Origin of the sequence: Paenibacillus lactis, from assembly GCF_017873605.1 — a bacterium.
GTDB lineage: Bacteria > Bacillota > Bacilli > Paenibacillales > Paenibacillaceae > Paenibacillus_AQ > Paenibacillus_AQ lactis.
This window is the reverse complement of sequence record NZ_JAGGKI010000011.1, coordinates 84373-98914: the sequence shown is the minus strand read 5'-3', so window position 1 is coordinate 98914 and position 14542 is coordinate 84373. Positions and strand designations below refer to the sequence as shown.

Here is a 14542-nt window from a genome sequence, read left to right as displayed (position 1 = left end):
AATGTTGATCGTTGACGACGAAGAAATTATCACCGATGGGCTGGCGGATATTTTCGGAAAATTGAACCTTGACCTGGACATCTACAAAGCCTATTCGGGGCAAGAGGCGCTGGAACTGTTGAACCGGACGCGGGTCGATGTCGTACTATCCGATATCTGCATGCCAGGCATGGACGGCCTGGAGCTGATGGAAACGATACGTCTCAATTGGCCGCAGTGCAAAATCGTGTTCCTGACAGGGCATAACGACTTCAATTATGTCTATCAAGCGATTCAAGCGCCGGACGTGCAATACGTGCTCAAAAACGAAGGCTACCCGAAATTGATCGCGGCCGTCGAGCGAGCGCTCAAGGAACTGGAAGAGACGCTGCGGGCGAATGATCTGATCCGGCGGTCGAAAGAGCAGCTGGATACGCTGGAGACGCTTGCCCACGGGGACTATTTTCGAAATTTGTTATTCCACGACGTGCTCTTCGAACGGGAATTGGAGGAAGACTTCAGGCGCCTGCAAATTCCGCTGGATGCGTCCATGCCGATTCTGATCGGGCTGGGCAGCGTAACGTCTGGCGGGTCCGCGGGAAGATCCCCCACGTATGTCGACCGTCGGGAGACGGCGCTTGCGGTTAAGTTTCTGGCAGAGGCTTTCCTGGCAGAGCGGACGAGCAGCATCGGTTTCATCGATCGATACGGGGATCTGATCTGGCTCATCCAGCCCAAGCGGTGGAGCGGATCGGAATGGACGGACGCTTTCGCACAGACGGTCATGTTTCTGGAGGGAACGTTTGAGCTGATTCAGCAATCCTGCCTGGAATCGCTTGAGGCGTCGGTAGCCGTGACACTATGCGGTGAGGCATTCGCCTGGGAAGGACTGCCTGCCATATACGATAAAATGAGACGGTACCAGCATGATCGGACCGGTGACGGAACGCGGATGGTCCAGAAGGTGTTTCCGAGCGAGGAAGCCGCGCCGTCCGCTACGATTCTTAACAGATCCTTGCGCGATAAGTTCGAGACGCTGGCCGTCCATTTGGAAGCCGGCAGAAGAGAGGAGTTCATGGGGCTGTTCGATGACTTGACCGAACCGGCAGCTTACGAACTCGAGCGGGGGGATCCCAATATGACGGAGCTTTGCTATACGGTTGCGCTTGTGCTTCTGTCTTACATCAATCGGTGGGAAATCCGTGAGATCGGTTCGTTCGGCCTGATGAAGCTGGAAGACTATCGTTCGTGGAGGGAAGCCTTCGGTTATTTGAAAGGCGTTGCTGACGTTTTGTTTTCACTCCGGAAAAGCGGAGAACAGAAGAGGGCTGCCGGCGTCATTGAAAAAATTTGTTCATTCATTGAACAAAACCTCAGCGAGGATCTGTCCCTTGTCAGGCTGGCGGATGAATTTCATTTCAATCCATCTTACTTATCAAGGCTGTTTAAGCAGGAAAGGGGCGTCAATTTATCGGATTATATGGACGAACTCAGGATTCGCAAAGCGAAGGAGCTTCTGAAGAGGGAAGAACTGAAGATAGCCGAGGTCGGTGGTTTGATCGGATACGAAATGCCGCAATCGTTTACCCGTTTTTTTAAAAAATGGACCGGCCTGACGCCGCAGGAATACCGAACCGTCAGGCTAAGCCGCGATGGAGCGCAATAAGTGCAGCGACCAGGCGTATGGCCAGGCAGCAGTCCTTGGATAACCCAAGGACTTATTTGCATTGGGCTGGCAGATTAGGAGGCGACCATCTTCCGATATTCGTTCGCGCTTACGCCGGTATAGGATTTAAATCGCTTATAAAACCAGTCGATTTCGGTATAGCCCACCTCATTCGCAATTTCGTAAATCTTCAGATCCGTTTGCTCCAGCAGCATTTTCGCTCTTTCCATGCGCTGAATGAACAAATATTCGTTAAAGCTCATATTTTCATGGTTTTTGAACTTTTGGCCAAGATAGGAGCGGTTGAAATGGAATTTGCTTGAAATGTCTTTGAGCGTAATATTTTCGTGCAGCTTTTTCCCCACATATTCCTTGACCCTGTGAATGACGTCATCCTCAGTGCGGCGTTGGTTCGCGTTAACAGCAGCTACGCTTTTCACCAGTTCTTCAGCCGGCAACGTGCTGGGTACGTAATCGCTTACCTGCAGCTGCAGCGCTTTGCGGATGAAGGCAAATTCCATGGTATCCTCGACAACAATGATGGGCAAACGGCTTACCCTCCGGATCCGGCCGCACAGCTCCAGCCCTTTCTTGGGGCTGCCGTTCATGTTGATAACCGCCAGTGAATAGCCGTTCTCCTCAATCCGATGCAGCGATGACTCAGAATCATCATCGCAAATTTCCATGTTCATCCCGCATTTGCCCCAATCCTGCAGGCGAAGCGCATCATCGGAGCAGCAGCCCAGATTGATATACAGTAACTTAGACATGATGACTCCCTCCCCATATATTGCGATAAGCGGAATATCCATTAAATTGGTTACGCTTACATTATGTTGGCCGGCGCCCCATTTCCACAATGTGCTTTTCTTTGCATTGCTAACCGTTCTTTACTTCTTGCAAAGCTTGGGTTGAAAAAGCTCGGCGGACAAGCCGTTGCAGGAGACGGCCTTCTAGCGTTTCAGGGGTAGAATATCTCGATTTCCCCAGGTTGTTGCATGGAAATGTAAGCGCTAAACTTTGGATGAATCTGGACCAAACATCAAACGTTGAGGGGGATTAAAGATGCGTGTTCGCAAATTATTGGTTCTGTTATTAGGATTGGTTCTGCTGCTTGCAGCCTGCAGCGGAGGCTCGGGTAACCCAAGCAGCGGCACCCAAGAAACCGTGGAATCGGAGACGAATAGCGGCACTGAAAACGAGACGTCGAAGGAACCTGGCGAGACGGAAAACAGCGGAGGGGAGGAGGAGGAAGTTTACAGAACGCCGGAAATGGATTTCGATTTAGGCGGTAAGACGATTAAAGTCGTCTCTTGGTGGGATATGACGAATCAGGAAAGGAATCCGGACGAGATTGCAAAAAAGAAGAATTTGGATGCGCTCATGGAGAAGCATAATTTCAAAATCGAATATATCGCCATCGACTTCGGCGAATACCAAGAGAAAGTTACGGCTTCCCTGTTAGCCGGCGAGCCGATCGGCGATATCGTACGATTGGGCAAAAACTATACGATTCCGGCGCTTGTCAAACAGGACTTACTTTGGCCGATCGATGAGTATACGAAAAACGTTCGGGCTTTCGATCAATTGGCATCGAATCAAATCTTCACTTACGAAGGCAGAGGCTATGGGTTTAGCGAGACCCGTGGAAACACTGTCCAAGGCATTTTCTATAACCGTACGCTTATGAATCAACTGGGCTTAAAGCCGCTTCAGGATTATGTGAATGAGGATCAATGGAACTGGGACACGTTTATTCAAGTGGCCAAGGATTCGAATAAGGATACAAACAATGACGGAAAGTTAGATACCTGGGGCCTCGCGAATTCATCCCTGATCGAGCATGCACTTTATTCCAACAACACCGGGCTTACAAAAGAGAACAAACAGACACTTGAAGATCCCGCGACATTGGAAGCCCTGAACTTTGTTTCCCGGTTGGCTACGGAGAAGATCGCCAGACCGACGGAAGGCGGCGATTGGAGGGAGCCGAGCCAGTTTTTCCGCCAAGGCAACACGTTAATGTATGCAGGGGCACTATATGAGCTTGGCGGAATCAAGACGGATATGCCGGATTTCGATATCGGCTTCGTACCGTTCCCGAAAGGACCGAACGCGACAACCTACCATACCTTGGAAGGTGCATATCAGGCGTTGGCGATTCCGAAATCAGTCGAGAATCCGGAGCAGCTCTTATATATTTGGGAGAAGATCAATGACATCGATTCCATATATGAGTATCCGGACCAAGCCGATTATGAGACCGTGTTTTCGACAGAGGACGACCTTAACAACGCGCGACTGGCTGCGCCTAACCTGATCGTGCTGGAACATGGCTCCTTTCCGAAACTTCCATATTGGGAATTCGTCGGCGAGCTGAATGAAGGAATATCCGTTTCCACCGTTGTTGAGAAATACAAGTCAACGTTCCAAGCGGCTATTGACGAAGTATATGGCAAGTAACCTTGAACATTAGCCGAAGAACCGATCGTCCCTGCGCAGCGCATTGCTGCGGCAGGGACTGTCATTGGATGGATTAACCGTATGGGAGGGAGAGAAATTGAACACCAGGAAGAAGCGTTTCGGTAGCGCCATACTTGTCATCGTCCTATTTTTTTTGTCTCTATGGGCCTTCTACCCTTCGAAATCGACAAACCAAGGCTTCGTTCAAGCGATCTCCGACTTTGAAGCGGTCATAGAAACGGAAGGGCAGGACGGGTACAGCCAGTATTTAGACGCCCATGCATCGGCGAGCCGCCCGGACCGCATCGTCCGCATCGAAGGCGAGTCCTTTGTATCAACCTCCGGGGAGGGATTCGAGATCGCGGAGAAATTACACGGCTCCGAAGGGAAATCCGTGATCACGCCAGAGGCAGGCTCTATCTCATGGGACTTGAACGTGGAAGAACCGGGCTTATACCATGTCCGGATCCGATATTATCCGATTGAAGGGAAGAGCTCGGCGATCGAAAGGCAATTCTCTATCAATGACAAGGTGCCTTTCAAGGGAGCGGATATCGTGCTATTCGACAGAGTATGGGGAAACCGGGACGAGGAAATCAGGCAGGATAACCGCGGAAACGATCTGCGGCCAAGGCAGATCGAGCAGCCTTCCTGGCAGCTTGCGCCGCTCTCCGATCGGTACGGCTACTATGATGAGCCGTATTCCTTTTATTTTGACAAGGGCAAGCAGAAGCTTACGCTAACGTCCTTGCGGGAGCCGATGGCCATTGATTATATCGAGCTGTACCAGGATCATGCCTTGAGAACATACGAGGAGCTGGCGAATGAATATGAGTCCGAGGGCTTGGAGCCGACCCGGGATCAGTACATTCTGATCCAGGCGGAGGATGCCAAGCGGAAATCGTCGCCGACCTTGTATCCTACATCCGACAGATCCAGCCCGACCGTTGAGCCGTACGACGTTTCCAAAATCAGAATCAACACCATCGGAGGCGTTAACTGGAAGCTGCCGGGGCAATGGATCGAATGGGAGTTCGAGGTGGAAGAAGACGGTTTGTACCAAATCGCCTTGAAGCAAAAGCAGGACCAGCTCCGGGGCGTATTTGCCACACGAAGCCTTATGATCGACGGGGAGTTTCCCTTTGAGGAAATGAAACGAATCCGCTTTCATTATGACCGCGATTGGCAAATGAACGTGCTGGGCGAGGAAGAACCTTATTTATTCCATTTCACCAAAGGGACGCATCAGATCCGAATGATGGTGTCTCTTGGCGAGATCGCGCCGCTCTTGCAGACGATAGAATCCAGCGTGCTGGAACTGAACGAAATGTACCGCAAAATACTAATGATCACCTCCAATACGCCGGATCCGTTCCGGGATTATCAATTGGAGAAGCGGATTCCGGATATGGTGGAGGTGTTCACCGAGCAGGCCGAAATCATTCAAAGCGTGGCCGATTACCTGGAAGAAGCGACAGGCGAGCGAAGCGACAAGGTGGCCGTTCTGCACTCAATGGTGCACCAGCTGAACGAGCTCGCCGAAAATCCCGAAACCGTCGCCAAGCGCTTGGACACGTATAAGGTGAACGTGGGCGGTCTCGGAACCTGGATGCTGCAGATTAAAGAGCAGCCTATCTCGCTTGATTATCTAATCGTTCATTCGCCGGATCGCAAGCTGCCCAAACCGGACGCGTCGTTTTTCGAGGTCGCGGGCCATGAGTTAGGCGCTTACGCAGCTTCGTATACGGAAGATTATGACACCATCGGGAACGCCGGCGATGAAGAAGATGCCATTACCGTGTGGATAACGACCGGACGCGATCAGGCGCAAGTACTGAAAGCATTGATCGACGACACGTTTACGCCTGAGTCGGGTATTCCGGTGCATCTCCGGCTTGTTCCGGGAAATATCCTTCTGCCAGCCACGCTTGCCGGTGAAGGTCCGGATGTCGCCATGCAAATCGGCGAGGACGTGCCGGTCAACTACGCGATGAGGGGCGCTGCAGCCGATTTAACGAAATTCGATGATTTCGAAGAGGTGGTCACCCGATTCCGCGACAGCGGGCTGGAGCCGTACAAATATAACGGCGGGGTTTACGCCTTGCCTGAGCAGCAGACCTTCCCGATGTTGTTTTATCGCAAGGATATTTTGGAGGAACTTGGCTTGAAGCCGCCCGCGACCTGGCAAGAAATCTATGACTTGATTTCCGTGCTTCAGAAGCACAACATGCAATTTTATTTGCCGCTGGAAGCCACCAACGCAAGCCTGGTCCCGAATGCGACGTTCGCGATGCTGCTGTACCAGAACGGCGGGCAGTTTTACCGCGATAACGATACGAAGAGTGCACTCGACTCGGATATCTCCATGGAGGCATTCAAGAAGTGGACGCAGTTCTATACCAGCTACAAGTTCCCGCTGCAAGCGGATTTCCCGAACCGTTTCCGGACCGGGGAAATGCCGATCGGGATTGCGGATTACACGACGTACAACATGCTGACGGTCATGGCCCCCGAGATTAAGGGGCTGTGGGATTTCACGATTGTGCCGGGGACTGAACGCGAGGACGGTACCGTGAACCACGAGGTTGCCAGCCATACGACAGCCGTCATGCTGCTTCAAAATTCGAAGAGCAAAGCGGCCGCTTGGGAATTTCTGAAGTGGTGGACCGACAAGGAGACGCAAATTGCGTATGGTCGAGAGATGGAAGGCTTGATGGGAGAGGCTGCCCGCTATCCGACGGCCAACATCGAAGCGCTGGAGGAGCTGCCATGGCCGGTGAAGGATTATCGGAATTTGGATAACCAATGGCGGTGGGTACGAGGCATTCCGCAGGTGCCCGGAGGATATTTCACAGGCCGGCATTTGGACAATGCTTTCAGGAAAGTGGTAAATGCCAGCGAAAATCCGCGCGAAGCCTTATCCGATTATATTTTGTACATTAACGATGAAATCGAGATCAAGCGGAAGGAGTTCAATTTGCCATATTAACAGGGGAGGTGCGGTAGTCAATGCAAGGAGAACCAGTAATTCAAACCGTAAAGAGCCCCAAAGCGAATGTGCAGAAGAACAGCCGTTGGGTCTCTTTCATAAAAGAGTTGAAGCGAAGCAAGCACTATTATTTGCTGATGAGTCCGTATATGATTATTTTCTTTCTGTTTACGGTCATTCCGGTGGTCTTTTCCTTTGCCCTAAGTTTCTTCTATTTCAACATGCTGGAATTTCCGAGATTCGTCGGTTGGCAAAATTATTCGAGGCTGTTTCTGAATGATGATATCTTTATGATCGCCTTGAAGAATACGCTGATGTTCGCCGTCATTACCGGTCCCGTCAGTTATATCGCCTGTTTTGTATTCGCATGGATCATTAATGAATTGTCGCCCAAAGTGCGGGCGTTCATGACGTTGGTCTTTTATGCGCCATCGATATCGGGCAACGTTTACTTCATTTGGCTCATCATCTTCTCAGGTGACAGCTATGGGTATTTAAACGGGTTTCTGATGAAGGCCGGCTTTATCCTGGAACCGATTCAATGGCTCCTGAATGAAAACTATATTCTATGGATCGTGATTATCGTACAGCTTTGGCTGAGCCTGGGCACCAGCTTTTTGGCGTTTATCGCCGGCCTGCAAACGATCGACAAGTCGCTGATCGAAGCGGGGGCGATGGACGGCATCAAGAATCGCTGGCAGGAGCTCTGGTATATTACGCTGCCGTCCATGAGGCCGCAGCTGATGTTCGGGGCCGTGATGCAGATCACAACCGCATTCGCGGTCGCGGATATCTCCATCGCGCTCGCCGGGTTTCCGAGCGTTAACTATGCGGCGCACACCATTGTCACCCATCTGATGGACTTCGGCACGATCCGCTTCGAACTCGGCTACGCATCGGCCATTGCGACGTTCCTGTTCTTGCTGATGGTCGGAACCAACAAATTAACGCAAAAAATGTTGAGAAGGATAGGTGAGTAACGTTGGCTGCGAAAATGATTCGATATTTCCGGCTGCCGAGAACGCTGAACCGTTCTTTGCCCGTTAGCATTTTGCTGTTTGCGCTGCTCGCCTTGTTCGGAGCCTTCATGGCATTGCCCTTGATTTACGCGGTGAACAACGCATTCAAACCGCTGGACGAATTGTTCATATTCCCTCCGCGGTTCTTCGTGAACAATCCGACGATGGATAATTTCCTGGATTTGATGGTGTTAATGGGGAATTCGTGGGTACCCTTATCGCGTTATTTCGCAAACACGCTGTTGATCACCATCATTGGCACGGCTGGACATATCCTGCTGGCGTCTGCAGCAGCCTATCCGCTGGCCAAATACCGGTTTCCCGGCTCAAGGGCGCTGTTTTCGATTGTGGTGCTCGCCTTGATGTTTTCGCCCCATGTTACGGCGATCCCCAACTATATGGTCATGTCTTGGCTGGGTTGGATCAATACGCATGCCTCCATCATCGTGCCTTCCTTGGCATTTCCGCTTGGGCTGTTTCTGATGAAGCAATTCATGGAGCAGATTCCCGATGCCCTGCTTGAGGCAGCCAAAATCGACGGGGCCAGCGAATATCGGATTTACTGGTCCATTGTGATGCCGAACGTGAAGCCTGCCTGGCTGACGCTAATGATTTTACAATTTCCGGCACTTTGGGGCAGCGATGGGGGCAGCTTCATTTACAGCGAGCATCTGAAGACGTTACATTTCGCGCTCGGACAGATCACGGAAGGCGGAATCGCAAGAGCCGGCGTCGGCGCGGCTGTTTCACTGCTCCTGATGATCGTTCCCATTACGCTCTTTATCATCTCCCAGAGCAGTGTCATGCAGACGATGGCCACTTCAGGGATGAAGGACTAGAAAGGAGGCATGTCAGATTGATGAACAGCTTGCGCAAACTGAAAACGCCTCTCCTCATCATGATCTGCTGCTTATTGGGGGTTGGGGCAGGAGCGGGGAACGTAAGCGCCGAGAGCGCCTCGGACTCCTATATTTATTCTTATTGGGGCGATGCTGCAGCAGCGCCGGCCGCTTATGTGGCGACTGAATTGATAAGCGGCTCGGATCTGGGGACGGGTGCTTTCCAAGAGCCGAGCGATCTTCACGTCACCGCCGACAATCGCGTATACGTGCTGGATTCCGGCAACAATCGGATCGTTGTGCTGGACCATGATCTAAAGCTGGTAACCACCGTGGATTCCTTCACAAGAGAGGGCGAGCCGGATACATTTCTACAACCGCAAGGAATCTTCGTGACTGATGACGGCGAGGTGCTCGTAGCGGACACTGGAAACAAACGGGTGGTTCACTTGGATTCGGATTTTCAACTGATCAAGATCATCGATTCGCCGGAGTCGGAGCTACTGCAGGATTCGTTTAAATTCGAACCCGTCCGGGTCGTCATGGACCATGCGCAGCGAACTTACATCATGGCTGCCGGCGTGTTTGACGGTTTCATGGAATTCGATGCCGAAGGGGCGTTTACTACCTTCATCGGCGCGAATCGCGTTTATATCGATCCGATCGAATATTTCTGGAAGCAAATCTCGACCAAGGCGCAGCGCAGTCAGATGGTCATGTTTACGCCTACGGAGTTTACGAATCTGGATATTGACTCGGAAGGGTTCATCTATGCCACGAACGGGGACCAGTGGGGAAATAACATTAAGAAGCTTAATGCGCAAGGCAGCGATATTTTAAGAAGAACGGGGTATTCCGACCCGCAGGGCGACATTCTTTACCTCAGCAGCGAAGGTCCTTCTAAGCTGATCGACATCGATGTTACCGACAGCGAGATATACTCCATTCTCGATGGCAAGCGGGGACGGGTGTTCACTTACAACGGGGACGGACATCTGATGTACGTATTCGGCGGGCTGGGGAACCAAATGGGCCAATTTCATACGCCGGCCGCCATCGACCGAATCGGCGAGGATTTTCTTGTATTGGATAAAGCGCTTGGCGAAATTACCGTCTTCCGAACGACCGAATACGGTCGAACGCTGAATGAAGCCGTCAAAAGCTACTATCGTGGCGAGGAAGAGACCGCTTTTGCGTTGTTTAATCGAACGATCGCCATGAATGCCAATCTGGAATTCGCCTATGCGGGGATCGGCAAAGCCTTGCTTCGTCAAGGCGATTATAAGGGTGCCATGATGCATTTCAAACGCAGCTTGGATCAGAAAAACTATTCGAAAGCATTCCTGCTATACCGCAAAGCGGTCATGAGGGAACATTTTCCGTTGATCATGACCATGCTGTTCTTGGCCGGAATCGGGATATTTGCCGCATCCAGGCTTCGGAAAGTGAAGGAACGAAGAAAGGGGGCTTCCGCATGAGCAGGGAATGGATTCGGTTTCCCCTAAATCTCATGGTTCATCCCTTTGAGGGCTATTGGGACCTGAAATACGATCGCAATCGAAAATTCACGTTGATCATCTCGTTTTGCGTATTGTTTCTGGTTGCCGTTACGAACATTTTGGGGAGCCAGTACAGCGGTTTTCTAGTCCATGTGTACAATCCCGAGAGCATGAACAGCGTCATGGAAATCGTATATGTGATCGTGCCGATCTTGTTCTGGTGCGTGGCTAACTGGTCGCTTACGACCTTGATGGACGGCGAGGGCAAATTCGTCGAAATTTTTACGTCGACCTGCTTCGCGCTCCTGCCGCTCGTGATCATACAGTTTCCATGGATCTGGCTCAGCAATCTCGTGTCGCTGCAAGAGACCGCCTTCTATTATTTTTCCAACTCCGTTGCGGTTCTCTGGTTCGTTTATCTGCTGTTTGTCGGCAATATGACGGTGCATCAGTTTTCCCCGTCCAAAACAATCGGAATTATGATGCTCACCCTGGTCGCCATGGGGTTTATGGCTTTTATCAGTTTGCTGTTTTTCAGCTTGGTCCAACAGATCGTGGCCTTTATTTCCGTCATCTATCAAGAATTGGTCATGAGAACTTAAGGAGGAGGAAGGATGGGCAATTTCGCTAAATACATGCTGCTTGCTGCCAGTGTGCTGACAGCTCTGATTATGGCCGGTTGTACGGATAAAGGACCGGAAAAGGCAGCTGGCGATGAAGGCAACGGGCCCGCCAACAGCTTCACGCCGGGAGCAGCCCTTAAGTCATCGTTCGTCAATCCGAGCGTCAAAGGCATGAAAGGCATTGCCGAGAACGATCAGCTCCAGCTGCTAGCGGACGATCAGACGGGGGCGATCGCCGTCGTGCATAAGGCAAGCGGCGAAATTTGGCACAGCAATCCCCCCGGCCATCAGTCGGATCCGCTGGCCGCGGGCGTGAACAAAAGCTTGTTGTCCTCTCAGTTGAAGCTTGACTTTTATAACAGCTTCGGACAGATAAATTCGGTCAATTCGCACGCCGACAGCGCGGCTTACAAGCAAATCGGCATGGAGGAAATCCCAAACGGCGTTCGCGTTAACTACCGGTTCGGCACGGACAAAAAAACGATTGACGACATGCCCAAAAAGATCAGCAAGTCCCGCTTTGAACAGAACCTGTTAAGCAAGCTGGACAGCGCCGGCCAGCGAACGCTGAAAATCGCGTACACGGAAGATGCCGAGCAAGGGGTGTATGTCCGGTCCGACGGCGCTCTCAAAGGTCTGCAGCTGGAGCGTGCGCTTAAAGCCTTTGAGGATGCCGGATATACCGAGGACGATTTGCTGGTGGACATCGAGGAGAACCATTTGGATCAGACCAAGCCTGAACCGCGGGTATTTCACGCCTCGATCGAATATACGCTGGACGGCGACAGTCTGATCGCCAAGCTTCCGGTTTCCAGCATCGATTTCCCCGCTGAATATCCGGTGAACACGATCTCGTTCCTGAGCTTCTTCGGTGCAGGGGGGGCGGAGGATAAAGGCTCAATCCTCGTTCCGGACGGATCTGGAGCGCTGATTCATTTTAATAACGGCAAGACGCGGTACCCTTCCTACCAGCAGAGCGTGTACGGAATGGACCGAACGATGAGCGGAATCGAAACGGCGGACAGCAGCCAGGACGTCAGGCTGCCGGTGTTCGGCATCATCCGTGAAGGCGGGGCATTTATCGGCATCATCGAGGAAGGGGCTCCGGCCGCGACGATCAATGCCGACGTCAGCGGCAGGCTTAACAGCTATAATTACGTCTACCCGACGTTCACGGTAATCAACAAAGGCGACTTAAGCCTGGATGCGAACGGCCAGCAGCGCTCGCTCCCGAAGTTCCAGGAGAATCCGATGCGAAGCGATTTTTCGGTCCGGTATGCGTTCGTGGGCAAGCAGTCGGCTTCCTATCCGGGACTCGCCGCCTATTACAGGAATTACTTGGAGCAACAGGGAGGCCTCCCGGCAATTGCCGAGAGGAATGAGGAGAATATGCCGTTCTACCTTCAGCTCGTAGGAAGCATTTATAAGAAAAAGCATTTTGCAGGAATTCCGTATCGGGCGCTGGAGCCGCTCACAACGTTCGAACAAGCGCAAAGTATTCTGACAGAGATGGGCAAGCGAGGCATCCATGACATCAAATTGAAATATAGCGGCTGGTTCAACAAAGGGCTGGATCATGAGGTTCCAGGCAGCGTCTCCGTTGATCAACAGGTAGGGGGAGAGAAGGGACTTCGGCGTCTGCTCTCCTATGCGAACGAGAATGGGGTAAAGCTGTATCCGGATGTCGCTATCCTTACCGCGTTGTCCGGTTCCGGGTTCAACGAGGCGAAGGAGGCGTCCAGAACGCTGCGAGGCATCCCCGCAGAGATCTATTCCTTCAATCCGGCGCTGAACCGGCGGGATCGGACCGGTTCGCCTGCCTATGTCATATCGCCGCGGTTGATAGGTAGCTACACGGAAGCTTTCTTAAAGGATTATGGAAAATACGGCGCAATTGGCGTTTCGCTGAGTGATCTTGCCGCCGAGCTGGACAGCGATTTTCGCAAGCATCGTCAAATTGACCGTACGGAGTCCGAGCAGTTGTCTCTGGATGCGCTGAACAAGGTTTCAGATGCCAATCTTCAGGTCATGGCTGACGGAGGAAACGCTTATGCTCTGCCTTTCTTGACCGATATCACCCATGCGCCCATGTCTAGCAGCAGCTTTAAAATCGAAGACGCGGAAATTCCGTTCTATCAAATGGTTATCCGCGGGCATATCGATTACACGGGCGCGCCTTACAACCTGTCCGCGTATACCGACGCCAAACCTTATATTTTGAAGTGTTTGGAGTACGGTGCTGGCGTGTATTTTCAATGGTTCTATGAACCTAATCACAAAATAAAGGACACAGAGCATAACGAACTGTTCTCCGCCAATTACGCGTTATGGATCGACGAGGCCGCCCGCATCTATGAGGAAGTCAATGCATTTCTGAAAAAGGTTCGCCATGAGCGGATCGTCGGGCATGACGAATTGGCTGACGGCGTGTTCAAGACGACATACGAGAGCGGCGTTTACGTCATCGTGAATTACAATCGTGCACCGGTGACGATAGACGGCGTAACCATTGAAGCCGAAAGCTATGTGACGGGTGGTGAAGCGCCATGAAATCCATAACCCAGCGATTTGGGCGAAAGCAGCGAAGCTATGGGAAACAGAAGGCATTATGGGGCATTGCTTATGTGATGCCTTGGCTGCTCGGTTTTATCTTTTTCTTCCTGATCCCTTTGCTGACTTCCCTGATTTACAGTTTTAGCACCGTAACGGCAAATTCCGAAGGAATCGGCATAACGTTTATGGGGATGAAAAATTACGTGACTGCCTTTACGGTCAACACCAGCTTTAACCGAATGCTGACCGAGGCGATCGTGAACATGGCGGTGAACGTGCCCCTGATCGTTATCTTCAGTCTGTTTCTGGCCGTCGTCCTGAATCAGAAGTTCCTTGGCCGTTCCTTTGCCCGATCGATATTCTTCCTGCCCGTCATTCTTGCTTCCGGGGTCATTCTGACCCTGGAAAGCAGCAGTCTCGTTCAGGCGATCAATGATCAGAATGCCGGTTCCGGGGGGCTGATTAACGCATTGGGAAGTTTTGAACTCGAGCGATTAATGCTTCAGGCCGGCGTAAGCGAGACGATCGTAAACTATTTAACGGGAGCCGTGGATCGTATTTATGAGATCGTAAGCCAATCCGGCGTACAGATCCTTATTTTCCTGGCAGGCATACAGACGATATCCCCCCAGCTGTACGAAGCGTCCAAGATGGAAGGAGCTACGGGTTATGAAGCCTTCTGGAAAATCACGTTTCCGATGGTCAGCCCGCTGATTCTGGTCAACATGATATATACGATTATCGACTCGTTCTCCCGAAATGAGCTGACAGACTTAATCAAGACCACGGGCTTCGTCCAATTCGATTTCGGCCTTAGCTCAGCAATGGCCTGGATTTACTTCCTGGCTATCTCCATCATCCTGTTGATCAGCACGTACTTTGTATCCAGGAAGGTCTTTTACCATGAATAGA

Annotated in this window: 10 protein-coding genes; 9 read left to right on the top strand and 1 reads right to left on the bottom strand. The window is 51.6% G+C overall.

Annotated elements, in window-relative coordinates; genetic code table 11:
• The first annotated feature begins 1 nt into the window (after window position 1).
• Complete coding sequence (locus tag J2Z18_RS19715) at window positions 2-1645, top strand: response regulator transcription factor (protein WP_244152710.1); 1644 nt, start codon at window positions 2-4, stop codon at window positions 1643-1645.
• 74 nt (window positions 1646-1719) lie between these two features.
• Here J2Z18_RS19715 and J2Z18_RS19710 read toward each other — a convergent pair whose 3' ends face one another.
• Entirely contained in the window at window positions 1720-2415 is a 696-nt protein-coding gene (locus J2Z18_RS19710; RefSeq protein WP_007130197.1) for a response regulator transcription factor, read from the bottom strand.
• 295 nt (window positions 2416-2710) lie between these two features.
• Between J2Z18_RS19710 and J2Z18_RS19705 the strand changes: the two genes are divergently transcribed.
• The 8 genes from J2Z18_RS19705 to J2Z18_RS19670 all read left to right on the top strand — a co-directional run bounded on the left by J2Z18_RS19705 (window position 2711) and on the right by J2Z18_RS19670 (window position 14541).
• Complete coding sequence (locus J2Z18_RS19705) at window positions 2711-4108, top strand: extracellular solute-binding protein (protein ID WP_007130196.1); 1398 nt, start codon at window positions 2711-2713, stop codon at window positions 4106-4108.
• Between the two features lie 97 nt (window positions 4109-4205).
• Complete coding sequence (locus J2Z18_RS19700) at window positions 4206-7097, top strand: extracellular solute-binding protein (RefSeq protein WP_007130195.1); 2892 nt, start codon at window positions 4206-4208, stop codon at window positions 7095-7097.
• Between the two features lie 20 nt (window positions 7098-7117).
• Window positions 7118-8077, top strand: a complete 960-nt coding sequence (locus J2Z18_RS19695; protein ID WP_007130194.1) for a carbohydrate ABC transporter permease — start codon at window positions 7118-7120, stop codon at window positions 8075-8077.
• A gap of 14 nt (window positions 8078-8091) precedes the next feature.
• Window positions 8092-8955, top strand: a complete 864-nt coding sequence (locus J2Z18_RS19690) for a carbohydrate ABC transporter permease (protein WP_208604298.1) — start codon at window positions 8092-8094, stop codon at window positions 8953-8955.
• Between the two features lie 17 nt (window positions 8956-8972).
• Window positions 8973-10433: an NHL repeat-containing protein gene (locus J2Z18_RS19685; RefSeq protein ID WP_040738682.1), complete on the top strand. Its 1461-nt coding sequence runs from the start codon at window positions 8973-8975 to the stop codon at window positions 10431-10433.
• Window positions 10430-11056: a Yip1 family protein gene (locus tag J2Z18_RS19680; RefSeq protein ID WP_007130191.1), complete on the top strand. Its 627-nt coding sequence runs from the start codon at window positions 10430-10432 to the stop codon at window positions 11054-11056. The genes J2Z18_RS19685 and J2Z18_RS19680 overlap by 4 nt, the downstream gene beginning before the upstream one ends.
• 12 nt (window positions 11057-11068) lie before the next feature.
• The gene (locus J2Z18_RS19675; RefSeq protein WP_007130190.1) at window positions 11069-13627 is read left to right on the top strand and encodes a DUF5696 domain-containing protein; all 2559 of its coding nucleotides are present in this window, start codon (window positions 11069-11071) and stop codon (window positions 13625-13627) included.
• Window positions 13624-14541: a carbohydrate ABC transporter permease gene (locus J2Z18_RS19670; RefSeq protein ID WP_007130189.1), complete on the top strand. Its 918-nt coding sequence runs from the start codon at window positions 13624-13626 to the stop codon at window positions 14539-14541. Before J2Z18_RS19675 ends, J2Z18_RS19670 begins: the two co-directional genes overlap by 4 nt.
• The last annotated feature ends 1 nt before the right edge of the window (window position 14542 follow it).

Bases quoted from the DNA above. Each gene is read 5' to 3' on its own strand.
- J2Z18_RS19715 (WP_244152710.1), top strand. From the start codon at position 2: ATGTTGATCGTTGACGACGAAGAAATTATCACCGATGGGCTGGCGGAT.
- J2Z18_RS19710 (WP_007130197.1), bottom strand. From the start codon at position 2,415: ATGTCTAAGTTACTGTATATCAATCTGGGCTGCTGCTCCGATGATGCG.
- J2Z18_RS19670 (WP_007130189.1), top strand. From the start codon at position 13,624: ATGAAATCCATAACCCAGCGATTTGGGCGAAAGCAGCGAAGCTATGGG.
- J2Z18_RS19695 (WP_007130194.1), top strand. From the start codon at position 7,118: ATGCAAGGAGAACCAGTAATTCAAACCGTAAAGAGCCCCAAAGCGAAT.
- J2Z18_RS19680 (WP_007130191.1), top strand. From the start codon at position 10,430: ATGAGCAGGGAATGGATTCGGTTTCCCCTAAATCTCATGGTTCATCCC.
- J2Z18_RS19675 (WP_007130190.1), top strand. From the start codon at position 11,069: ATGGGCAATTTCGCTAAATACATGCTGCTTGCTGCCAGTGTGCTGACA.
- J2Z18_RS19690 (WP_208604298.1), top strand. From the start codon at position 8,092: ATGATTCGATATTTCCGGCTGCCGAGAACGCTGAACCGTTCTTTGCCC.
- J2Z18_RS19705 (WP_007130196.1), top strand. From the start codon at position 2,711: ATGCGTGTTCGCAAATTATTGGTTCTGTTATTAGGATTGGTTCTGCTG.